Genomic DNA, 21899 nt, shown 5'->3' with positions numbered 1-21899 from the left:
CGTCAGCGGTCCTGTAGCTCGAGCACCAATCGGGCACCCCCGAGGGGGCTGTCTGCCAGATATGCGCGGCCACCGTGCAATTCGGCCTGCTGGGCCACCAGCGCGAGACCGAGGCCGGAGCCGCCCTTCGCGGCTCCGGCTCCACGCTCGAAGCGTCCGAACACCGATTCGCGTTCGTCCACCGGAACGCCGGATCCGTTGTCGTCGATCAGGATTCGGACCAGCGCGTCCGCGCGCTCGACGCGAATGACGACGGTGCTCGCCCCGCCGTGCCGGACGGCGTTGCCGATCGCGTTGTCCACCGCGAGTCGAACTCCGGTGGGTAGTGCGCGAATCGTGATCTCGCACTCCGGTTCCGACTCCACCCGAACGTCCAGACCCGGGTGCTGACGCTGCGCATCCTGCGCGGCGACGTCGCAGATGTCGATGATGTCGGTCTCGACCCGGTCGCCCTCGCTGGACAATTCACCCGATGCCAATCGTTCGAGCGCGGTCAGCGTCGTCTCGACTCGGCCTTGGGTGCGCTCGAGGTCGGTCAGAATTTCCTGTTGCTGCGCGCGCTCGAGGTCGAGGGTGCGCAACACTTCGATGTCGGTACGCATCGCAGTCAACGGGGTGCGCAGCTCGTGGGCCGACACGGCCGCGAAATCGCGCGCCGTGTCCAGGGCGGCATTGGTGCGTTCCTGTGCCTCGTTCAGTCGGGTGAGCATGCCCCCGATCGCGACCGCGAGCTCGTCGGCCTCGGTGACTCCGGTTCGGGTCTGCGGCGCCGACGGAGGCTGAGCGCTGACCTGCCGCGTCAGCGTCACCAGCGGTCTGACGGCACGTCCTCCGAACAGCCAACCCAGGCCCGTCGACACGGCGACCGCCGCCAGCCCCAGCAGGATCACCTGTCTCTGTTGCTCGTCGGTCACCTGCTGCGCCTCGATGGCCGGGACACCGATGGAGATGGACACGGACGAGACCACGGTCGAGGTCGCGGTGTAGACCCGAAACCGCTGACCGTCCACATCCACTGTCTGAGAACCGGTGTCGAGGGCCGGCAACCGCGTCGGCGTCGAGGCGACGACGATGTCTCCGCTGCGAATGGTGACAGCGAACGCGCCGGACAGCTGATCGATGAAGGCTTCCAGCGTCGACGAGTTCGGGACCAGCACCTGCGATGCCGTCGTCAGACGCTCGTCGAGCTGGTTGACGTTGTTGCGGGAAATGGCCACCGACGTCACCACGGCCAGGGCCGCCACGACAAGGGTGGCACCGAGGGCCGTCGCCGCCGCGACCCGGGCGCGAAGCGAGAAACTCATACCGACTCCCGCACGACGAAGCCCACACCGCGGACGGTGTGCAGGATGCGCGGCGAGCCGTCGCTCTCGAGTTTGCGGCGTAGATAGCCGACGAACACGTCGACGACGTTGGTGTCGGCGACGAAGTCGTAGCCCCAGACCAATTCGAGGAGTCGCTCACGCGTCAGTACGACGCCCTTGTTGCGAGCAAGAATGGCCAGCAACTCGAACTCGCGCTTCGTGAGATCGATGTCGACGCCGCCGCGGTGCACTCGGTACCCCGCGATATCGACAACCAAAGTGCCCACGGCGACAGCCGAATTGGGGATACCGGGATCGACTGCGGTAATGACCGGACTGGTGCCGCGCCGTCGGAGCATGGCCCGGATGCGGGCCACCAGCTCGGCGAGCACGAACGGTTTGGTGAGGTAGTCGTCGGCACCGGATTCGAGACCGGCGATGCGATCGTCCACGGAGCTGCGGGCACTGAGAACACAGATCGGAATGTCGTTCCCCATGGCGCGCAACGCAGTCACGACGCTTGCGCCGTCGAGCACCGGCATGTTGATGTCGAGCACGATCGCATCGGGCGAGGTGCGCGACACGACGCCGAGCGCCTCGGCCCCGTCCGACGCCGTGATGACCGTGAAGCCGGACAGGCGCAGGCCGCGCTGCAGCGACGACAACACATCGGTGTCATCGTCGACGACGAGGACGGTGGCGGGGGTGCTCGGCGATTCGGTCACCTCCCAATGCTAGGCAACCCAGCTGTCTACGGTGGTACGCCGCTCCTCGGGCGTCTTGGCGAAGAATTCCTCGAGGGCCGTGCGGCGATCGACGTCGGCGTCGAGGGTCCAGGCGAGGGCGGGTGCCTTGGCATAGAGCTGCTCGTAGTACTTCTCGAACGTGCAGGTGCTCTCGACGAGGGAGAGGGCACCGGGGAAGGGGCGGATGTTCGTCATGATGTTCTCTCCTCTGCTCGCGGCTGATCGGCGTATTTCCCAAGGTAGGGGGCGATGTTGCGGCGTCGGTGAGCATGGATTGGCGATTCTCTGAGAATCCCCGAAACAGCGATGGGGGTTGCTCGTAGCCGGGTTGGGTAAGACTGACGGCATGTCGCTCGTTTGGTTTCGCCGTGATCTCCGACTGGGGGATCTGCCCACCCTCACCGCCGCTGCCGAGTCCGGGGATCCGGTACTGGGGCTCTTCGTACTGGACGACCGATTGCTGAAGCCCTCCGGCGGTCCGCGCAAGGACTTCCTGTTCCGGTCGCTCGAGGCACTGGACGAGCAGCTCGACGGCAGGCTGATGGTGGTGCACGGCGACCCCGAGACGGTGGTGCCGAAGGTGGCGAAGGCGATCGACGCCGACGAGGTCCACATCAGCGCCGATTACGGTCCGTACGGCCGGTCGCGGGACCAGCGCGTCGGCGAGAAGGTGACGCTGGTCGAGACCGGTTCGCCGTATGCCGTTGCGCCCGGACGAATCACCAAGGACGACGGTGAGCCGTACAAGGTGTTCACGCCGTACTCACGGCAGTGGATGGAACACGGTTGGCGTGGACCGGCCGATACGTCCGCGAAAACCGTGACGTGGATCGACCCCGACGACGTGAAAGGCGTGAAGCGGGCGAAGATTCCGAGCGAGACGGAAACCTCCGACGCCGACGCAGGGGAGAAGGCCGCACTGGCACAGTGGAAGGACTTTCTCGACGACGTCTCGAAGTACGACGACGAACGCAACCGCCCCGATCTCGATTCGACGAGCCGGATGTCGGTGCATCTGAAGTACGGCACCATTCACCCGCGAACCATGCTGGCCGACCTGGGCAAGCTCCGCAACGAGGGTGCCGCGTCGTACCGTCGGCAGATCTGCTGGCGAGACTTCTACGCCGACATCCTGTTTCAGCGCCCCGACAGCGCGCGTGAGAATTACGTGAAGAAGTTCGACAAGATCGAACTGGACTCGGGCAAGCACGCCGACGAGCTGTTCGAGGCCTGGTGTAAGGGCGAGACTGGCTTTCCGATCGTCGATGCCGGTATGCGGCAATTGAACTCGGAGAAGTGGATGCACAACCGGGTCCGTATGATCGTTGCGTCGTTCCTCGTCAAGGACCTGCACCTGCCGTGGTGGCGAGGTGCCCGCTATTTCATGCAGCATCTCGTCGACGGCGATCTGGCCAACAACCAGCACGGCTGGCAGTGGACCGCGGGCACCGGTACCGACGCCTCGCCGTACTTTCGAGTGTTCAACCCGATCACCCAAGGTGAGAAATTCGATCCGACAGGCGATTACGTGCGGCGCTGGGTGCCGGAGCTACGCGGTGAGGAGGGAAAAGCCGTGCACACGTTGAAGTTCGGCCGACCCAAGGAGTACGTGGATCCGATCGTCGACCACAAGCACGAGCGTGAGGTTGCTATCGCTCGGTTCAAGGCGCTGTAACGGCTGCTATTTCCTGCGGGACAACCCGACCCCGACGAGGCAGATGACACCGCCGACGACGGCGAGAATGTGCGGTATCTCGCCGAGCAACAACCAGGCCAGAGTGATGGTGATCGGCGGCACCGCATAAGTGGTGATGCCGAGCTTGCCTGCGTTCATTCTCGTCAACGCATAAGCCCAGGTGCTGAACGCCAGCGCAGTGGGAACCAGGCCGAGATAGACCAATCCGCCGGTGGCTCCGGCCGAGGCGGTCGACAGGTCGTCGAGCAGAGCCGGCGCGAACGGAAGCGTGCAGACCGCGCCGATGGTGCAGGCCATCCAGGTGACCTGCAGGCCGGGGACCGTGCGCAGTACCGGCTTCTGGCTGAGTACTCCGATCGCATAGGTCACTGCGGATACGAGACACAGTGCGATGCCGAGGAAGTCGGCGTCCGTCCTGGTGGTCGAGGTGGTGGTGACGGCGGTGACGACGCCGACCATGACAGCACCGGCGAACGCGATACCGGCACCGATCACCAACCACTTCGGAAAGCCCTCGCCCAGAAGCAGACCGGCGAACAGGGCCACCAGGATAGGGCCGATCTGAATGATCATCGACGTCGTTCCGGCGTCTACACGTTGCTCGGCGGCGTTGAGGGCGACGTTGTAAACGCCGAACCAGAACACGCCGACGCTGGCGATCTGTAACCACTGCGTGCGGTTCGGCTTGACCCACTGTCTCCTGATCAACACGATCGCGCCGAGTGCGCACGATCCGATGAGGAGCCTGCCCAGAGCGAGTGGGCCGGCACCGAACGATTCGCCGACGCCGCGGATGGCGACGAAGGCCGAGGCCCACGAGATCACCGTGACGGTGACCGCACCGAGGGCGAGCCAGTCGACGGCGGGGCGGGTGTCGAGATCTGTCATGCCGAGGACGCTATCGTGCGGGAGTGCCCCATGGCGCGCGGGTTTCGGCCATGGTTGCGCCTGTTTCCGCCTATCTGCCGAGGAGCTTCTCCAGTGCATCGAGGACCGCGGGATCCTCGATGGTCGACGGGACCCCGTACTGCTCACCGGCGACGATCTGTCGCATCGTCTTTCGGAGTATCTTGCCCGAGCGGGTTTTCGGCAGAGCTCCGACGATCGTCACATCGCGGAAGGTCGCCAGTGCACCGATTTGATCGCGGACCATGGCCACCAGTTCGGTACGCAATTGCTCCTCGGAGATGTTCTCGCCGGCCTTGAGAACCACGTATCCGCTGGGACGCTGGCCTTTGAGGTCGTCGTGGATACCGATGACGGCGCATTCGGCGACGGCGGGGTGGCCCGCGAGCACCGCCTCCATCGACCCGGTGGACAGGCGGTGGCCGGCGACATTGATGACGTCGTCGCTGCGACCGAGTACGTAGACGTAACCGTCGGCGTCGATGTAACCGGAGTCGCCGGTGAGGTAGTAACCGGGGAAAGTATCGAGATACGAACGCTGGAAACGTGATTCGTCGTTCCACAGTCCGACCAGTGCACCGGGCGGCAGTGGCAGCTGCACGACGATGTTGCCCTCCGAGCCTGCGTCCACGGGATTACCGGACGCGTCGAGGATACCGACCTGAAATCCCGGTACCGGCACGGTCGGCGATCCGGGTTTGATCGGAAGTGGTTCCAGCCCGCGAAGGTTGGCGCAGATGGCCCACCCGGTCTCGGTCTGCCACCAATGGTCGACGACGGGTCGATCGAGGGTGCGTGAAATCCACTCGTACGTATCGGGATCGAGGCGTTCACCGGCGACGAACAGTGTCTCGAGCGAGGACGTGTCGTATTTCTCGAGCTCGGCGGCGTGCGGATCGACCTTGCGAATGGCGCGTAGCGCGGTCGGTGCGGTGAACAGGGCCCGCACACCGTGGTCCTGAATCACCCGCCAGAACGCGCCTGCATCGGGAGTCCCGACGGGCTTGCCCTCGTAGAGAACCGTTGTGGCACCGGCGAACAGCGGGCCGTAGACGATGTACGAGTGTCCCACCACCCACCCGACGTCGGAGGCCGTCCACATCACCTGACCGGCATTCACGTCGTAGATGTTGCGCATCGACCACGTCAACGCGACGGCATGACCGCCGTTGTCGCGCACCACGCCCTTGGGCTTGCCCGTCGTACCCGACGTGTAGAGGATGTACAGCGGATCCGTCGCCGCCATCGAAACCGGTTGTGCGGCGGATGCGTCGGCGATGAGGGTGTCCCAATCCAGCCACTCGTGTTCGCCGGGAATGCCCTCTCGTGATTTCACGATCACGGCCGGTGTGTTCGCGGTCGTGATCGTCAGGGCGCGCTGCACCAACGGCAGATATTCGATAACGCGACCCGGCTCGAACCCACCGCTCGCGGTGATCAGCAGTACCGGCTCGGCGTCGTCGATGCGGGCTGCGAGTTCTTTGGCGGCGAATCCGCCGAACACCACCGAGTGCACTGCGCCGAGTCGCGCACACGCGAGCATCGCGATGACGGCCTCGGGAATCATCGGCAGATAGATGACCACGCGGTCGCCCGGTCCGACGCCCTGTGCGCGCAGTACCCCGGCGAATCGAGCGACCTGATCGAGTAGTTCGGCATACGTGTAGCTGCGCGTGAGTCCGAGCATCGCAGAGTCGTAGATCAACGCGGTCCGGTCACCGTGCCCGGCATCGACGTGCCGGTCCAGAGCGTTGACGCAGGTGTTCAGGCGGGCTCCGGGAAACCAGCGCGAACCGTCGAACGCCGTGGTGGGAGGGGTGTCCCAGTCGACTCCCGACGCGGCCGCCAGCCAGAAGTCCTCGCGGTTCTCGATGCTGCTGTCGAACGCCTGCCGATACTCGCCACTCATGTCTGCGAGCGTAGTTCGAGGTGGGGTGGTCCGGGCCGGGTTGCGCACTACCGGCGACGACCGGCGGAATCCCGTCGACCGGCGGTCGGAATGTGCAACGGTGCCCACACGCCGTCAAGATTCACGGCCGGGGCGTCAAGATTGCGTCAACACCCCTGTTCGACGCCACCGCCCGGCGCAAGACTTCTTCTCATGACTCTTGTGGACATTCTTCCGTCTCTCGGTGCCGCCTACGTGTCGCGGTGCGATCCAGCGCTCTGGCCGGCGAACACTCACTGTGTGTGCGGCCGCATCACCGTCGACGGCGTCGCGCTCGAGGATGTGGCCGATGCCGAGGGCACTCCGGTGCAGTGGGGTCGGATTCTGATCACTCGCGTGCGGTCGGTCATTGCAGGCGAGGTGGGCGTCGATGCGGAGTTCGGTGATCTGCTGCAGGCAGTAGTGGTCAACCGGCACTCGGTGGGTCCGGTGGTCAAGGTCGACGTGCACGGTCCGGGGCGCAGTTGCGTCAGTCCGGTCGAGTTGCCAGCCGACCTGCGTGCGGGCGACGTAGTAGCGCTCGTGACCTCGCACGTGCACGGCGGAGCCTGCGGTCGTTCCGCAGGCTCCACTCCGGTCTCGTAGCAGGGGTCGAGTTTCCACTCACAAGGCGACTCCGAGAGTGCGGTAGCGGCCGAGTCGCGCACTCGTCCGAGCTGCCGCTTCGAGGGTCGACAGCTCGCGTAGTTCGCGGACAATGGCATCGGCGATGCGACCGGAGAACGCGGCCGGTTCGTCGGCTGCATCGGGGAGTTCGGGAACGATGGCGTCGACGATGCCGTCTCGCAGCAGGTCGATTGACCTGATGCCCTGAGCCTCGGCCATGTCCGGTGCATGGGCGGTGTCGCGGTGCACGATTGCGCTGGCTCCCTCGGGTGGAAGCGGTGCGAGCCAGGCATTCTGGGCACACAGGACGCGGTCCGCGGGCAGCAGTGCGAGTGCTCCGCCGCCGGTGCCCTGGCCCAGTAGTACCGACACCGTCGGGGTGTTCACGGTGACCAGGTCGGAGATCGACCGCGCGATCTCGGGAGCGAGACCACCCTCCTCGGCTTCTTTGGACAGCGCTGCGCCGAATGTGTCGATGACGAGCACCAGAGGTAGCCGGAGTTCCTCGGCCAGGCGCATGCCGCGGCGAGCTTCTCGTAGTGCTGCCGGGCCCATTGTTGCCGTGGCGGTGCTGCTGCTTCGGTCGTTGCCGAACAGCACGCAGGAGACACCGCGAATGCGGCACAGGGACAACAGGATCGAGGTGTCGGCCTCGCCCTGGCCGGTGCCGCTGAGCGGAACATGCTCGGCCGCAGCATGTTCGATGATCTGCCGAATCCCCGGACGATCGGCGCGGCGCGACGACTGCACCGAGTGCCAGGCCGATTGCTCGGGAATACTCGTACGTCCGACTTCGGGAACGTCCGTCCACACGGATGCGTCGACGATCACCCGCAGCGTGCGGATCAGCAAGTGACGCAGTTGCTCGACCGGCACCACACCGTCGATGACACCGTGCTGGTACAGATTCTCGGCGGTCTGGACGCCATCGGGAAATGGCTTGTCGTACAGGGCCTGATACACCCGCGGGCCGAGGAACCCGATGAGGGCCTCGGGTTCGGCGACGGTGACGTGGGCCAGTGAACCCCAGGATGCGAAAACGCCTCCCGTCGTCGGATTGCGGAGATACACCACATACGGCAGGTGCGCCGCTTTGTGTGCGGTGACGGCCGAGGCGATCTTGACCATCTGCACGAAGGCCAACGTTCCCTCCTGCATGCGCGTGCCACCGGAGGTGGGGGAGGCAATGAGTGGCAGGCCCTCTGCAGTGGCGCGCTCGATTGCGGAGGTGATGCGCTCGGCCGCCGCGACTCCGATCGATCCGGCGAGAAACGCGAACTCGCAGGCGATGATCGCGACGCGTCGGCCGTCGATGGTGCCCTCGCCGGTCAACACCGATTCGTCGACGCCACTCTTCTCGCGGGCCTTGGCCAGGTCCCGCTGATAGGAGTCGTTGGGGTTAACGTTCACCGGGTCGGAGTCCCAGGACACGAACGATCCGCCGTCGAGAACGGAATCGAGAATCTCGGCGGCGGATGTCCGTGGGCTCATGGCGCGAACTCTATCGAGCGAATGCTTCCGTCCACGAGACGGTCTTGCCGATCCGAAGAATGGAGCGCTGATAGATCTTCGCTGCGCCCATCGCCAGGATCGCGGTGGTGATCACCATCAGGACTGCCGAACCGACGATCTGCACCGGCGAGGTCACGCCCGCGGCGATGCGCAGCGGCATCATGATCGCCGAGAACGGCGGGATCCAGCTCAATGTGTTGGCGAGAGTGCTCTCCGGATCGCTGACGGAATAGAAGGCCGCGAAGAACATGGCCATGATCAGGATCAGCAGTGGCATGGTTGTCGAGTTCACGTCCTCCTGCCGCGAGACCATGGATCCGCCCGCTGCATAGAGCACTGCGAAGAACGCGAAGCCGAGAATGAACCACGCGAGTGTGGCCGCGAAGACACTGACCGCGGCACCGGTGACGGTGAGTACGCCTGTGCCCAATCCTGCTCCCACACCGGCAATCCCGTACAGAGCGAGCTGCAGGATGCCGACCGCACCGATGCCGAGAATCTTGCCCCAGAGCAACTGCAGGGGGCGAACGGTGGAGAGCAGCAGTTCGACCACGCGCGAGGACTTTTCTTCGACGACGCCCATCGCGACGTACATGCCGAAGCCGATGATCTGTGCGTACAACAGGAACACGGCCGACAGGGCCAGGGCGGTCCGCTGACCGGCTTCCGGGTCGGGCGGATCGATCGCGTCGACGGTGACCGTCGCGGCACTCGTCGCTGCCCCGAGCTCGTTCTGGTCGACACCCTGTTGCGCCAGTGCAGCATTCGTGGCCTGCGTCGCGACACTGCCTTCGACGACGGCGCGCAACGTGCCGGTCAGTTCGGACTCGGTGACGGCCGTGTATGCGCCTGCGTTGCCGTCCGGAACCAACGCCACGTCGAGATCCCCGGATTCGACGCCACTGCGCGCGGCCGCCGCGTCGGCAACGTCACGGACTTCGACGGGGCTACCGACGGCGTCGCCGGTCGCCTCCAATACCGTTGCAATGGACTGGTCCCCGGCGACGCCGATGACGTCGCGCTCTTCGTCACCGCTGCCGGAGAAGATCGAGAATGCGATGATGCCGCCGACGATGACGGCCAGGATGATCACGTTGCTGATGACGAAACTCTTCTTCATCACCTGAACGGTGAACTCGCGCTTGGCTATCAAGGACACTGCGCTGAAGGAGTTCAGTTGGGAGCTCATGCCACTACCGCCTCTCGGAACAGGTCGCTCAGGGAAGGTTTCTGGATGGAGAATTCGTGTACCGGTCCGGTCGCGAGTGCGGCCCGCAGGACTTCTTGATCGTCGGCTCCCGGTGCCAGCCCGAGAACGGTGACGCCGTCGCTGTGCCCGAGTGTGCTCACTCCGGCGATGCCCGACGCCCATCCGGGGGCAGCGTTCGGTGCGTGGACGTGCAGGTGCGAATCTCCCGATCCGCGGAGTTCGTCGACGGTTCCTACGGCTTTCATCGAGCCGGCGGCGATGATGCCGACGCGGTCGCACAGCCGCTGAACCAGATCCAGTTGGTGGCTCGAGAACACCACCGGCACTCCGGCAGCGGCCTTTTCGCGCAGTACCTCGCTCATGACATCGACGGCGATCGGGTCGAGGCCGGAGAACGGCTCGTCCAAGACCAGAACCGCGGGATCGTGCACCAGCGCTGCTGCCAACTGCACGCGCTGCTGGTTGCCCAGGCTCAGTGCGTCGACGGTGTCGTTGACGCGCTCGTCGATGCCGAGGCGTTCGGTCCAGCGGATCACCGCGGCTTTGGCATCCTTCGACGAGAGGCCGTGCAGCTCGGCCATGTACGCCAATTGCGGGCCGACCTTCATCTTGGGGTACAGCCCGCGTTCCTCCGGCATGTAACCGATGGTGCGGCGAACGTCGAGGTCGACGGGCTTGCCGCCCAACAGAACCTGACCGGAATCTGCCGACAGCACTCCCAGCGCGATGCGCATCGTGGTGGTCTTGCCCGCGCCGTTGCTGCCGACGAAGCCGAACAGTTCGCCCGGCCGGACGTCGAAACTCAGGCTTTCCAAGGCGATCTTGTCGCCGTATCTCTTGGAGACGGAGTCGATCGTGAGGGTGCTCATGGTGCCCTTTCGGTCGTTACTGCTGGTCGAAATCTTCGGTGTCTTCTGGTTCGGGGTCAGGGGTTATCCACGCGAGAATCATTGCGGGGGAGCAGATGCCGGTCATCAGTGCGGCGAGAGTCCATCCGCCACCTGCGTACGCCAGGCGCGGCATCTCGTCGTTCGCCGTGGACAGGAAGATGGACGCGAACGCCGCCGCCATCACCAGGGTCTGCGTGACGGTGAGGCCGATGGATCGAGCTTCGTTGCGCTGCTGCACTTCCCACTCGTCGAGTGCTCCTACCGGTGCGTCTCCGTGCCGGCCCGAGACCGTCTGGAGAACAGTCCACACCGGTATGAACACCAGGGCGGCCGGTATCCATCCGATCGCGAACCACTTCGAGAACAGGCTGCCGATACTGACGACGAAAAATGTGAAGAGGAGTACAGCCACAGCGACAACGAGGATTCGGCGTCGATGCTGGGTTCGCCAGGCGGGTAGCCAATGCCGTGTTCTGGCGTCGTTCTCGAGAAACCGCCGGGTGCGATACGCCTGATAGCGGGTGAGGATGTCGGAGCCGGGCGTGGTCATCGATCCTTTTCCTGTCGGAAGAGTTCGGCCGAGAGTGGTCCGAGTTCGGTGCGCGAGAACACTGCTTCGATCGGCAGATCGAAGACGTCGCAGATGCGCATCGCGAGGTCGAGGCTCGGGTAGTGGTCTCCTCGTTCGAGGGCACCCACGGTCTGGGGGTTGACTTCGACGAGTTCGGCCAGTTGCGCGCGGCTCATCTTTCGTTCTGCCCGCAGAACACCCACCCTGTTGTAGATCGGGAGCGCGGTACCGCGCTTGACGGGGCTCATGACAATGAAGTGTTGTATAAACCCAACGATGTGTCAACCGTTAATAACAAAACTACTGATTTGTCTACGGGGTCTGCTGCTCCCGAGTGGAGGCGACGATGGCGCGCATCGTGGTCAGAAACTCATCGATCGTTGCCCGCTGCTCTGGCGTGAAGCGGGCGAGCTCGTCGACGGCCTGGCCGATGACGGGGCCGAAGAATGTAGTCCCGAGTTCCGACGCGTGCGCAGTCACGCGCAGCAGTACTCGCCTGCGGTCGGACGGGTCGGGCTCGCGTAATACCAAGTCACGCTTGGTCATTCGATCGATCAGGGCCGTGACCGACGCGGATTCCAGGCCCAGCTGGGTTCCTAGCCAACCGGGCGTAGCGCGCGTTCCGGCTCGGTCCGCGTCGAGGAGACAGATCAGCGCCCGGATATCCGTCGGGTGGAGCGCATGTCTCTGCGCGAATTCTGCGCCCAGAAGATCGAGGTCGACCGTCAGTGCGCGTAGCTGATGGACGGTGGAGGCGGGCTCGGTCATGTGCTGATCCCTCGGGAGATGCTGGACGAGATGTCTCTCCATTGTCTACTATCTCGATCATCGAGAGAATGGAGGGTTGCAGTGACGCTGGACGAATTCTTCTCCGCCTACGACCGGGTGCTGCAGAAGTGGCCGGCGGATACCCAAGCCATCGACGTGAACACGGTGCACGGTGCCACACGAATCAACGCTTGCGGGCCCGTCGACGGTCCGGCGCTGGTGTTGCTGCCGGGCGCGGGTGCGACGTCGACCGTCTGGTTCGCCAATGTCAACGCGCTCTCAAGGCACTATCGGGTGTACGCGGTCGACCTCATGGGCGACGTCGGGCGCAGTGTTCCCGGTGAGCAGTCCGTCGACTCCGTGGACGAGCTGCTGAACTGGGTGACGGCGGTGCTGGATGAACTGGGCCTTCGAGCTGTGGCACTGTGCGGCCATTCCTACGGCGCGATGATCGCTCTGGCGTACACCTTGCGCAACGAGAGCCGCGTCGATGCGCTGACGCTACTCGATCCCAACGCATGCTTCGGCTCCATGAGTCCGCGCTACCTGCTGCACGCCCTACCGATACTGCTGTCTCCCAACGAGAAACGGCAGCGTGCTTTCGTCCGATGGGAAACCGATGACGCGCAGTTGGATCCGGATTGGCTCGACGTGCTCGCGCTCGGAGCCGCGCACGCCCCGACGTCGAAAACCATCGTTCCGAAACGGCCGAAACCTGCTGCGTTCGCGAACTTCGGTGTAGCGACAACCGTGGTACTGGCAGGGAATGGCAAGGTGCACAATGCCGCTCGGATCGAATCGGCGGTCCGAACCGTCCTGCCTGCAGCGCGGACCGTGATACTCGACGGAGCCACGCATCACACGTTGCCGATGCGTCCCGCCGCCGAGGTGAACGAAATCCTGCTGAGCTGACGTGAATCGGGTGCAGCTGACCGCGCTCACCGCGGTCAGCTACACCCGATTCAGCGCGACCTACTTCTCGCTCAGCTGCCCATCGTTCATCGTCCAGTGACGCGTGCTGCGAACCGTGTCGAGCATGCGGCGATCGTGCGTCACCAGCAGCAGGGTGCCCTCGAAGTTTTCCATCGCGCGTTCGAGTTGTTCGATGGCGGGCAGGTCGAGGTGGTTGGTGGGCTCGTCCAACACCAGCAGGTTCACGCCGCGGGCCTGTAGCAATGCGAGTGCGGCACGGGTTCGTTCACCCGGCGACAGGGACGACGCCGGCCGCAGTGCGTCGTCGCCGCGCAGCCCGAACTTGGCGAGCAGGGTGCGCACCTCGGCGTCGGGCCACTCGGGAACTGCTGCACTCAAGGCGTCGGACACTGTTCCTTCGCCGACGAAATAGGCTCGTGCCTGGTCGATTTCGCCGATCGCCACACCCGAACCCAGTGAGGCCGTTCCCTCGCCCGGCGTCAACCGACCCAGCAGTACCGAGAGCAACGTCGTCTTGCCGGAGCCGTTGGGTCCGGTGATGAGGATGCGATCGCCCCAGTCGATCTGCGTCGTCACCGGACCGAAGGTGAACTCCGATCGGCGTACGACGGCTCCGCCCAACACCGCGACAACGGTCCCGCTGCGAGGAGCCGCCGCGATCTCCATCCGCAGTTCCCATTCCTTACGGGGTTCCTCGACCACCTCGAGTCGCTCGATGCGGCGCTGTGTCTGACGGGCTTTCGCGGCCTGCTTCTCCGTCGACTCGGCGCGGGTCTTGCGGGCGATCTTGTCGTTGTCGGTGGCCTTGCGTCGCGCATTACGGACGCCCGATTCCATCCAGTTTCGCTGCATCTGAGCGCGAGACTCCAACGCGGACTTGGTGTCTGCGAACTCGTCGTACTTCTCCCGTGCATGCTGGCGCGCAATTTCACGTTCCGCGAGATAGGACTGGTAGCTGCCGTCGTACACATCGATGTGACGCTGCGCTCGATCGAGCTCGACGACACCGGTCACCGTCCGCGCCAGAAACTCGCGATCGTGACTGACGACGACGATGGCCGCCCGTGTCGCGACGACGAATTGTTCGAGTTGCTCGAGGCCTGCGAGGTCCAGGTCGTTGGTGGGCTCGTCGAGCAGAAGAATGTCGTAACGCGCGAGGAGAATCGCGGCGAGACCGGCGCGGGCAGCCTGCCCACCGGACAGCGCCGTCATGAGCGCAGACCCGTCGACATCGAGGCCCAGATCCGCGAGCACCTTCGCCGTTCGCTCCGCCAGATCCGCGCCGCCGAGAGCCAGCCACTTCTCCAGCGCCGGGGTGTAGAGGTCCTCGTCACTCGAGCCCAACGCCTCGGCGGCTGCGTTCATGGACGCTTCGGCATCAGTGACCCCGGTCCGCCGGCCGAGGAAATCCAACACCGTCTCCCCGGCAATGCGCTCGGGCTCCTGCGCCAGATACCCGACAGTTGCGTCGGGCGGGCTGGTGTAGATCTCACCCTCGTGATCGGCCGTTCCCACGCCCGCCAGCAGCGTCAACAGCGTCGATTTACCGGCACCGTTCGCACCGACCAACCCGATCACATCACCCTCGGTCACCGTCAGATCGAGTCCGGAGAACAGGGTTCGATCGCCGTGATAGGCGGCCAGATCGTCGATGCGGAGCGTGGCAGTCACCGGACCAGTATCCCCGGGACCGGGAACAGATTCACAGCGCCGTCCGTTGGCATTCGTATGACGTATTCAGCCGAGACCAGTACTGTCCCGACCATCGTGCTCAACGACGGCACGTCGATTCCCCAGCTCGGGTTCGGTGTGTGGCAGGTTCCCGACGACGGTGCCCAGGCCGCAGTGTCCGAGGCGCTGAAGGTCGGATACCGCAGCATCGATACCGCAAAGGTGTACGAGAACGAGGCCGGCACCGGCAAGGCCATCGCGGAGTCCGGCATCGCGCGCGACGAACTGTTCGTCACCACCAAGCTGTGGAACGACGATCAGGGCTACGACTCCACCTTGAAGGCCTTCGACGCCAGCATGGATCGTCTGGGCCTCGAGTACCTCGACCTGTACCTGATTCACTGGCAGCAGCTCGATCGCGACAAGTACATCGACACGTTCAAGGCGTTCCAGAAGCTGAAGTCGGACGGCCGCATCGGTTCGATCGGCGTCTCCAACTTCACCATCCCCACGCTCGAGAAGCTGATGGACGCCGTCGGTGAGGTCCCGTCGGTCAACCAGATCGAGCTGCATCCGCGCTTCATCCAGGAAGAACTGCGCGCTTTCCATACCTCGAAGGGCATCGCCACGGAGGCGTGGAGCCCGCTCGGCTCCGGCACCGTTTTGGACGATCCGGCCTTTGCGCCCATCGCCGAGGCACACGGCGTCACCCCGGCCCAGGTCATTCTGCGCTGGCACATCCAGCTCGGCAACGTCGTGATCCCCAAGTCGGTCACCCCGGAGCGGATCGCGAGCAACTTCGACGTGTTCGGCTTCGAGCTGAGCAACGACGAGATTCAGCAGATCAACGCTCTGGACACCGCCGACGGCCGCACCGGCCCGGACCCGGACAAGTTCAGCAGCTGACCCGCCATGTGAGTGGAACTTCGTAGTGGACTACGGGCGGATTCGAGCGGTGGTTGCAACGTGCCTGATCATTAGGGATGTTTGCGATGGTTCACCCGGGTTTCTCACATCAGGTTCGGATGACGTTCTGGTCACTGCGTAGCAGTGGCGTGACGATCAAGGACGCTGCCCTCGCAGTCGGTATCAGCGAGGGCAGCGGCTGGAACTGGGTGTACGAACGTGGTGGTGTGCGTCCACGCTCGACACCGGAGCCGACGAGCCGTTTCCTCTCACTGGAGGAACGCGAGTTCATCGCCGACGGTGTCCGGGACGGCTGGACGATGACCGCGATCGCGACATGCCTGGGGCGAGCGGTGTCGACGATCAGTCGAGAACTCAAGCGGCACAAGTACTTCCGTGGACAGTACAAGCCACATCAGGCTGAGCGTGATGCCCGAAAGGCAGCCAAACGCCCGAAGAAGGGCAAGCTCGAGCTCACACCGTTGCTGCGCGATCGGGTGCAGGCGCTGCTCGAGTTGGACTACTCGCCCGAGCAGATCTCGGCGACACTGAGGAAGGAATTTCCTCACTCGCCGGAGATGCATGTGTCGCACGAAACGATCTATCAGACCCTCTACGTTCAGAGCAAAGGTGGCCTGACCAAGGAGCTGACCAGGCATCTTCGGACGGGCCGGCCGGTGCGTCTCGCGCATCGGCGCGCCACCGAACGGCGATCGAAAATCCGCGGGATGATCAACATCTCCGAACGCCCCGCCGAGGTCGCCGACCGCAACGTTCCCGGCCATTGGGAGGGTGATCTGATCATCGGCACCAAGGGCGGGTCGGCGATCGGGACACTGGTCGAGCGGACCTCGCGGTTGGTGATGCTGCTGCATCTGCCCATCGATCATTCGGCGGCGTCGGTGGCCGAGGCGATGACGGCGAAGATCGCGGAACTGCCTGCGGCACTGATGCGTTCGATCACCTGGGATCAAGGCGGGGAGATGGCCAAGCATGCCGAGATCACCGTCGCCACAGGGGTGCAGATCTACTTCTGTGATCCGCACTCCCCGTGGCAGCGGGGCACCAACGAGAACACCAACGGTCTGCTCCGTCAGTACTTCAAGAAGGGCACCGACTTGTCGGTGCACGGTCCCGAACGGCTCGACGAGGTCGCCGCTCTACTGAACAACCGCCCCAGAAAAACCCTGGGATGGGATACTCCACTCGAGGAGTACAACAAACGACTGCTCGTTGCGACGACCACGTGAACCCGTCACGAAGTCCCACTCACATGGGGGCCTAGTCTGTACCCATGTCGGAACCGCTCGCAGGCAAGACCGTTGCCCTCACCGCCGAGCGGCGTGCAGACGAATTGGCCACCATGCTCGAACGCCGCGGCGCGAACATCGTTCACGCCGCGGCGATTCACGTTCTGCCCCTGATCGACGACTCGGAGCTGAAGTCGGCTACCGAAGGCATTGTCGATCGTCCCCCGAAGATCGTGGTGATCAGCACCGGTATCGGCTTCCGTGGCTGGCTCGACGCGGCGGCCGAATGGGGTGTGCGCGACGACCTCCTGGCAGCGCTCGGGCACACGCGAATCATTGCCCGCGGGCCGAAAGCGCGTGGTGCGATTCGCGGAGCCGAGCTGCGTGAGGAATGGTCGCCCGCCACCGAAGCATCGCAGGAAGTCGCCGATCATCTTGCTGCCCAGGGTATTTCCGGTGCCGACATCGCCGTGCAACTGCACGGCGTCATCACCGAATGGGAACCGACGATTCACCTGAGCGATGCTCTGAGCGAACTCGGCGCGCATGTACGCCCGATCCCCGTGTACCGCTGGATCCGCCCCGTCGATCAGGCCCCGCTCATGGACTTGTTGGCACAGATCATCGAGCATCGAGTGGACGCAGTGACGTTCACGAGCGCTCCCGCCGTCGCCTCCCTGCTGTCGACGGCCAAGGACAACGGCATGCTCGACGCCTTCCTCGCCGCACTTCGAGGCCCCGTCGCCGCGATCTGCGTGGGGCCGGTGACGTCGGCCCCGTTGGATGCGTTGGGCGTTCCGACGTCGATGCCGGACCGTGCGCGTCTCGGCTCCCTGGCCAAGTTCGTCGTCGAGCAGCTGGGTTAATCCAGAGTTTCGAGCAACTCCGTCACCGCTGCTCGCCCGGCCCGGTTCGCCCCGATCGTGCTCGCGGACGGGCCGTACCCCAGCAGGTGGACGCGATGGTTCGCGGCCACCCGGGTGGTCAGCCTGCCTTCCATGACGATTCCGCCGCCGTGCCCGCGCAGTCGCAGCGGGGCAAGGTGATCGAGGGCGCTGCGGAATCCGGTGGCCCACAGGATCACGTCGGCGTGCTGGGTCGAACCGTCCTCCCAGACAACGGAATCGGCGGTGATCGAGGAGAACATCGGCTTGCGTTCGAGAGCGCCACGTTCGCGGGCGGCAGCCAGCGACGGGGTGAGCAACAGGCCGGTCACCGAGACGACCGAGCCCGGCGGCAGGCCCGCACGCACCCGCTCCTCGACCATGGCGACGGCTTTGCGTCCGGCGTCGTGGTCGAACTGGCTGTCCCGGAACACCGGTGGTCGACGCGTCACCCATGTTGTTGTGGTGACCTGCGAGATCTCGTCGAGTAGCTGCACGGCCGAGATTCCGCCGCCGACCACGACGACGTGTTTGCCGACGAACTCGTCCGCGGTTCGGTAGTCCTTGGTGTGCAGTTGTCTACCGGTGAAGGTCTCGGCTCCGTCGTAGTGCGGAACGAACGGCTTCTCCCACGTTCCGGTCGCATTGATGAGGCCCTCGGCCATGACGACCGTGTCCCCGGCCTCGACCCGAAAGAGTGGTTCGCGGTCGCACACGACCGTCACCGTGACGGGGCGTCGGACATTCAGTTCGAACCGTTTCTCGTACGCGCGGTAGTAGCGGGGAACCGCGTCGGCTGCCGCGATGGATTCGGGTGGCTCGTCTCCCAGCGTGTCGGCGAACGGCATCCCGGGCAGATCGTGCACTCCGTTGACGGTGCTGAGCGTCAGCGACGGCCACCGGAACTGCCAGGCACCGCCAGGTCCGGGGGAGCGGTCGAGCATGACGAAGCCCGCACCTGCGGCAAGTCCGGCCCGCCTGAGGTGGTAGCCGGCCGAGAGCCCGGCCTGGCCGGCACCGATGACAGCAACCCGAGTGTCGATCACGAGTATCAGTAGATCAGGCCCCGCCCTGTGACCGCCGCTACCAGCCGGTAACCTGCTCGGCGTGATCGGACACACTCGTGACGGCGATGTCGTCATCCTGGAATTGCAGCGACCGGACAAGCGCAATGCGCTGAGCACGGATCTCTGTGTCGCGCTACGACGCGAAGTCGAGCAGGCGGATGCCGACGGCGCGCGGGTCGTGGTGATCACCGGGCAGGGCAGTAGCTTCTGCGCTGGTGCCGACCTGACCGGAGATGCGTTTCCCGACGCGTTCGGCGAGACGCTGGAAGGCATGCTCACCGCCATCGAGCGAGTGTCCGTTCCCGTCGTGGCGGCGATCAACGGGCCTGCCGTCGGAGCGGGGACGCAACTTGCCATTGCCTGCGACCTGCGGGTGGTCGCACCCGAGGCATTCTTCGAGATTCCCTCCACGCGTCTCGGAATCGCAGTGAGCAACTGGACGATCAAGCGGCTGGCGGCATTGGCCGGCGGCGGCGTGGCGCGCACGATCCTGCTCGGCGGCGAACGGGTGCACGCCGATCAGGCGTACACGTGCGGTCTGGCCAACAAGCTCGGCGATCGCGATGTTGCCGTGCAGTGGGCGCACTCGATCACTGCCCTTGCACCCCTGGCGCTGCGACACCTCAAACTGGTGTTCAACGACGACGGCGCGCACGACGATCCGACGCCCGCACAGCGCGCGGCATTCGAGGCCGCGTGGAGCAGTGCGGACATGAAGGAAGCGCGCCGCGCGAGAGCCGAGAAGCGCGCACCGAAATTCGCGGGCAAGTGATCAACGGAGCGCCCGACGCGGGCGACACGGCCTGGTTGCTGGCGAGCACCGCGCTGGTTTTGCTGATGACGCCGGGCTTGGCCTTCTTCTACGGCGGCATGGTGCGCTCGAAGAGCGTGCTGAACATGATGATGATGAGCCTGTCGGCCATCGCCGTCGTATGGCTGCTGTGGTTGGCGTTCGGGTTCTCGATGGTGTTCGGCGACAACGTGATCGGCGGCTGGATCGGAAACCCGTTACAGTACGCCGGTTTCGAGGGTTTGCTCGGCGGCGTGTACACCTCGGCGGCGGGCACGGTGTCGATTCCGTTGGTGGGGACCGTTCCGGCGTTGGTGTTCGCAGCGTTCCAGGCAGGATTTGCCATGGTGACGGTCGCGCTGATCTCCGGTGCCGTCGCAGACCGGATGCGGTTCGTGCCGTGGGTGCTGTTCGCGGCCCTGTGGTCCACGCTGGTGTATTTCCCTGTGGCGCACTGGGTTTTCTCGCTCGACGGGCTCACCAGTGAATTCGGCGGGTGGATCACCAACAGGCTCGGCGCGATCGACTTCGCGGGTGGCACGGCCGTGGAGATAAACGCGGGTGTGGCCGGGTTGGTGCTGGCCCTCGTGGTCGGCAAGCGGAGCGGGTGGCCGCGAGATCCCATGCGTCCGCACAATCTTCCGGCCGTCATGCTCGGAGCCGGACTGCTCTGGTTCGGCTGGTTCGGTTTCAATGCGGGCTCGTCGTTGGCGGCCGACGGCGTCGCCGCAGTGGCGCTGGTGAACACGATGGGCGCGGGCGCGCTGTCGATGGCGGCGTGGCTCGTCGTCGAAAAATGGAGGGATGGGCACGCGACGTCGTTCGGCGCGGCGTCCGGAGTGGTGGCCGGACTCGTCGCGATCACGCCGTCGTGTACTGCCGTCACACCGATCGGTGCAGCCGCGATCGGCATCGTCTCGGGTGCGTTGTGCGCGTTGGCGATCGGCCTCAAATATCGCTTCGGCTACGACGATTCACTCGACGTCGTCGGTGTGCATCTCGTCGGCGGTGTCGTCGGAACGCTGATGATCGGACTCGTCGCCAGTGCGCAGATGCCGGCGGGCAAGGACGGTTTGTTGTACGGCGGCGGTCTGCATCAACTCTGGGTGCAAGCCATCGCCGTCGTGGCGGTGTTCGCGTACACGGCAGTCGTCACCACCGCTATCGCGTTCGCAATCAAGGCCGTCATGGGCGTGCGCGCCGACGCGCAGCACGAGGCCGACGGCCTGGACGAGCACGAGCACGCCGAGTCCGCCTACGACTTCGGAGTGGGCCACGGAGGCAGCAACAAGCCTGGTCTTTTCGGTAAGTAGGGGCAAACCCTGCGCGTCCTTTACGAACCGATCGGTCGCTGAAAGTCGTTCTGTCCCTTTCGCGTTGATACGATCGATCGTTGTTCGGTTCGACCCCTCTCGTTCATCTTCGGTTCGCTCTTCACGCTCGTTGTGCCCATAGCTTTTCGCTGCTCGGTATCGAGAGATGGACACGACGAAAGACTGAGGAACATGAAGCTGACTCGATTCGCGGCAACGTCCGCATTGGTCATTGCAGCGATGACGACCGCCATGGGCACCGCCTATGCGGATCCGGCCCCGGCTCCCGCCGCTGCCGTCGGGTGGAACGTCACCCAGGCCGGCAGCCAGGTCCTCGTCGACACGACGGCCGGCACCCTGAGCAACGAAGACAACCACCTGGTCGTCCGTGACGCCAACGGCGCACTCGTCGACTCCGTACCGCTCGCCATCGCCGCCGACGGATTCTCGCACCCCGTCGCTGCCGACATCGACGGCAACCACGCCACTCTGACCGCGGATGTCTCGCCTGCCGCGGCAACCCCGGTCTCCACCTCCCTCCCCGGCCTGCAGCAGGTCGACCTGCCCGCCGCAGTCGCAGGCGTCAAGGACAACCTCAGCCTCACCGCCTCCGTCGGTGGATTCCTCGGTGCTGCAACCGGAATCGTCGGCGGGTGCATCCTCGGAATCATCACCGGAGTCGTCGTGACCGCACCGGTTGCAACTCTTCTCGGAGCAGGCCCCATCGGCGGCTGCGTCATCGGCGCAATCGCCCTCGGTGCCATCGGATCGCTCGCCGGCACCTCCGCCGGTGGCCTCGGCGCAGTCATCGGTAACGCCGGACAGTTCATCCAGCTGCTCAACGCTCCCCCCGCAGTCAAGAAGTAGTTCCCGACGGTAGAACTGTGGCCCGCATCGGATATCCGGTGCGGGCCACAGTCGTCGAAAG

22 protein-coding genes are annotated in these 21899 nt (G+C 64.9%); 9 read left to right on the top strand and 13 right to left on the bottom strand.

Annotated features, from left to right (window positions below; genetic code table 11):
* Positions 1 to 2: 2 nt before the first annotated feature.
* Genes CH266_RS06325 through CH266_RS06315 form a run of 3 tightly spaced genes read right to left on the bottom strand, consistent with a single transcriptional unit; the run spans position 3 to position 2245 of the window.
* Positions 3 to 1304: a sensor histidine kinase gene (locus CH266_RS06325; RefSeq protein WP_027495933.1), complete on the bottom strand. Its 1302-nt coding sequence runs from the start codon at positions 1302 to 1304 to the stop codon at positions 3 to 5.
* Complete coding sequence (locus CH266_RS06320; RefSeq protein WP_094714965.1) at positions 1301 to 2029, bottom strand: response regulator transcription factor; 729 nt, start codon at positions 2027 to 2029, stop codon at positions 1301 to 1303. The genes CH266_RS06325 and CH266_RS06320 overlap by 4 nt, the downstream gene beginning before the upstream one ends.
* 9 nt (positions 2030 to 2038) lie before the next feature.
* Positions 2039 to 2245, bottom strand: a complete 207-nt coding sequence (locus CH266_RS06315; protein WP_032365896.1) for a hypothetical protein — start codon at positions 2243 to 2245, stop codon at positions 2039 to 2041.
* A gap of 151 nt (positions 2246 to 2396) precedes the next feature.
* Between CH266_RS06315 and CH266_RS06310 the strand changes: the two genes are divergently transcribed.
* A complete protein-coding gene (locus CH266_RS06310) occupies positions 2397 to 3725 on the top strand; it encodes a cryptochrome/photolyase family protein (RefSeq protein ID WP_094650590.1) in 1329 nt (442 codons plus the stop codon).
* A gap of 6 nt (positions 3726 to 3731) precedes the next feature.
* On the opposite strand, the gene CH266_RS06305 is transcribed toward CH266_RS06310, so the two are convergent.
* Both CH266_RS06305 and CH266_RS06300 read right to left on the bottom strand, forming a co-directional pair.
* Positions 3732 to 4634 (bottom strand): DMT family transporter, encoded by a 903-nt coding sequence (locus tag CH266_RS06305; protein WP_048319362.1) that lies wholly within the window; start codon positions 4632 to 4634, stop codon positions 3732 to 3734.
* 70 nt (positions 4635 to 4704) lie between these two features.
* The gene (locus CH266_RS06300; protein WP_094714964.1) at positions 4705 to 6561 is read right to left on the bottom strand and encodes a propionyl-CoA synthetase; all 1857 of its coding nucleotides are present in this window, start codon (positions 6559 to 6561) and stop codon (positions 4705 to 4707) included.
* A gap of 192 nt (positions 6562 to 6753) precedes the next feature.
* Here CH266_RS06300 and CH266_RS26105 point away from each other — a divergent pair, with 192 nt between their 5' ends.
* Positions 6754 to 7185 (top strand): hypothetical protein, encoded by a 432-nt coding sequence (locus CH266_RS26105; protein WP_032365900.1) that lies wholly within the window; start codon positions 6754 to 6756, stop codon positions 7183 to 7185.
* An 18-nt stretch (positions 7186 to 7203) separates the two neighbouring features.
* Here the strand turns inward: CH266_RS26105 and CH266_RS06290 are convergent, their stop codons facing one another.
* The 6 genes from CH266_RS06290 to CH266_RS06265 all read right to left on the bottom strand — a co-directional run bounded on the left by CH266_RS06290 (position 7204) and on the right by CH266_RS06265 (position 12157).
* Entirely contained in the window at positions 7204 to 8697 is a 1494-nt protein-coding gene (locus CH266_RS06290; RefSeq protein ID WP_094714963.1) for a carboxyl transferase domain-containing protein, read from the bottom strand.
* A 10-nt stretch (positions 8698 to 8707) separates the two neighbouring features.
* Positions 8708 to 9907, bottom strand: a complete 1200-nt coding sequence (locus CH266_RS06285) for an ABC transporter permease (RefSeq protein ID WP_094714962.1) — start codon at positions 9905 to 9907, stop codon at positions 8708 to 8710.
* On the bottom strand, positions 9904 to 10797 hold the full coding sequence (locus tag CH266_RS06280) for an ABC transporter ATP-binding protein (protein ID WP_094714961.1): 894 nt from the start codon (positions 10795 to 10797) through the stop codon (positions 9904 to 9906). Before CH266_RS06280 ends, CH266_RS06285 begins: the two co-directional genes overlap by 4 nt.
* A 16-nt stretch (positions 10798 to 10813) precedes the next feature.
* Positions 10814 to 11368, bottom strand: coding sequence for a hypothetical protein (locus CH266_RS06275; RefSeq protein WP_094714960.1), 555 nt, complete (start codon positions 11366 to 11368; stop codon positions 10814 to 10816).
* Positions 11365 to 11637: a helix-turn-helix transcriptional regulator gene (locus CH266_RS06270; protein WP_094714959.1), complete on the bottom strand. Its 273-nt coding sequence runs from the start codon at positions 11635 to 11637 to the stop codon at positions 11365 to 11367. Before CH266_RS06270 ends, CH266_RS06275 begins: the two co-directional genes overlap by 4 nt.
* A 64-nt stretch (positions 11638 to 11701) precedes the next feature.
* Positions 11702 to 12157 (bottom strand): MarR family winged helix-turn-helix transcriptional regulator, encoded by a 456-nt coding sequence (locus CH266_RS06265; protein ID WP_032371565.1) that lies wholly within the window; start codon positions 12155 to 12157, stop codon positions 11702 to 11704.
* Between the two features lie 30 nt (positions 12158 to 12187).
* On the opposite strand from CH266_RS06265, the gene CH266_RS06260 reads away from it, so the two are divergent.
* The gene (locus CH266_RS06260; protein ID WP_094714999.1) at positions 12188 to 13069 is read left to right on the top strand and encodes an alpha/beta fold hydrolase; all 882 of its coding nucleotides are present in this window, start codon (positions 12188 to 12190) and stop codon (positions 13067 to 13069) included.
* Positions 13070 to 13129: 60 nt separating this feature from the next.
* On the opposite strand, the gene CH266_RS06255 is transcribed toward CH266_RS06260, so the two are convergent.
* On the bottom strand, positions 13130 to 14761 hold the full coding sequence (locus CH266_RS06255) for an ABC-F family ATP-binding cassette domain-containing protein (protein ID WP_094714958.1): 1632 nt from the start codon (positions 14759 to 14761) through the stop codon (positions 13130 to 13132).
* Between the two features lie 57 nt (positions 14762 to 14818).
* Between CH266_RS06255 and CH266_RS06250 the strand changes: the two genes are divergently transcribed.
* The 3 genes from CH266_RS06250 to CH266_RS06240 all read left to right on the top strand — a co-directional run bounded on the left by CH266_RS06250 (position 14819) and on the right by CH266_RS06240 (position 17783).
* Positions 14819 to 15667 carry an aldo/keto reductase gene (locus CH266_RS06250; protein ID WP_063216894.1) on the top strand — a complete coding sequence of 283 codons (849 nt, stop codon included), beginning with the start codon at positions 14819 to 14821 and terminating at the stop codon, positions 15665 to 15667.
* Between the two features lie 86 nt (positions 15668 to 15753).
* Positions 15754 to 16917 (top strand): IS30 family transposase, encoded by a 1164-nt coding sequence (locus CH266_RS06245; RefSeq protein ID WP_094714998.1) that lies wholly within the window; start codon positions 15754 to 15756, stop codon positions 16915 to 16917.
* Between the two features lie 44 nt (positions 16918 to 16961).
* Entirely contained in the window at positions 16962 to 17783 is an 822-nt protein-coding gene (locus CH266_RS06240) for a uroporphyrinogen-III synthase (protein ID WP_094714957.1), read from the top strand.
* On the opposite strand, the gene CH266_RS06235 is transcribed toward CH266_RS06240, so the two are convergent.
* Positions 17780 to 18853, bottom strand: coding sequence for an NAD(P)-binding domain-containing protein (locus CH266_RS06235; protein ID WP_094714997.1), 1074 nt, complete (start codon positions 18851 to 18853; stop codon positions 17780 to 17782). The genes CH266_RS06240 and CH266_RS06235 overlap by 4 nt on opposite strands.
* Before the next feature lie 55 nt (positions 18854 to 18908).
* Between CH266_RS06235 and CH266_RS06230 the strand changes: the two genes are divergently transcribed.
* From CH266_RS06230 to CH266_RS06220, 3 genes are all read left to right on the top strand, one after another.
* On the top strand, positions 18909 to 19640 hold the full coding sequence (locus CH266_RS06230; protein ID WP_094714956.1) for an enoyl-CoA hydratase: 732 nt from the start codon (positions 18909 to 18911) through the stop codon (positions 19638 to 19640).
* Positions 19637 to 20971, top strand: coding sequence for an ammonium transporter (locus tag CH266_RS06225; protein WP_032381687.1), 1335 nt, complete (start codon positions 19637 to 19639; stop codon positions 20969 to 20971). The genes CH266_RS06230 and CH266_RS06225 overlap by 4 nt, the downstream gene beginning before the upstream one ends.
* Positions 20972 to 21163: 192 nt before the next feature.
* Positions 21164 to 21838 (top strand): hypothetical protein, encoded by a 675-nt coding sequence (locus CH266_RS06220; protein WP_094714955.1) that lies wholly within the window; start codon positions 21164 to 21166, stop codon positions 21836 to 21838.
* The last annotated feature ends 61 nt before the right edge of the window (positions 21839 to 21899 follow it).

Source organism: Rhodococcus sp. 06-1474-1B (genome assembly GCF_002258885.1).
Taxonomy (GTDB): Bacteria; Actinomycetota; Actinomycetes; order Mycobacteriales; family Mycobacteriaceae; genus Rhodococcoides; species Rhodococcoides fascians.
The sequence above is the reverse complement of the archived record's forward strand: the minus strand, read 5'-3'. Positions and strand labels throughout refer to the sequence as shown.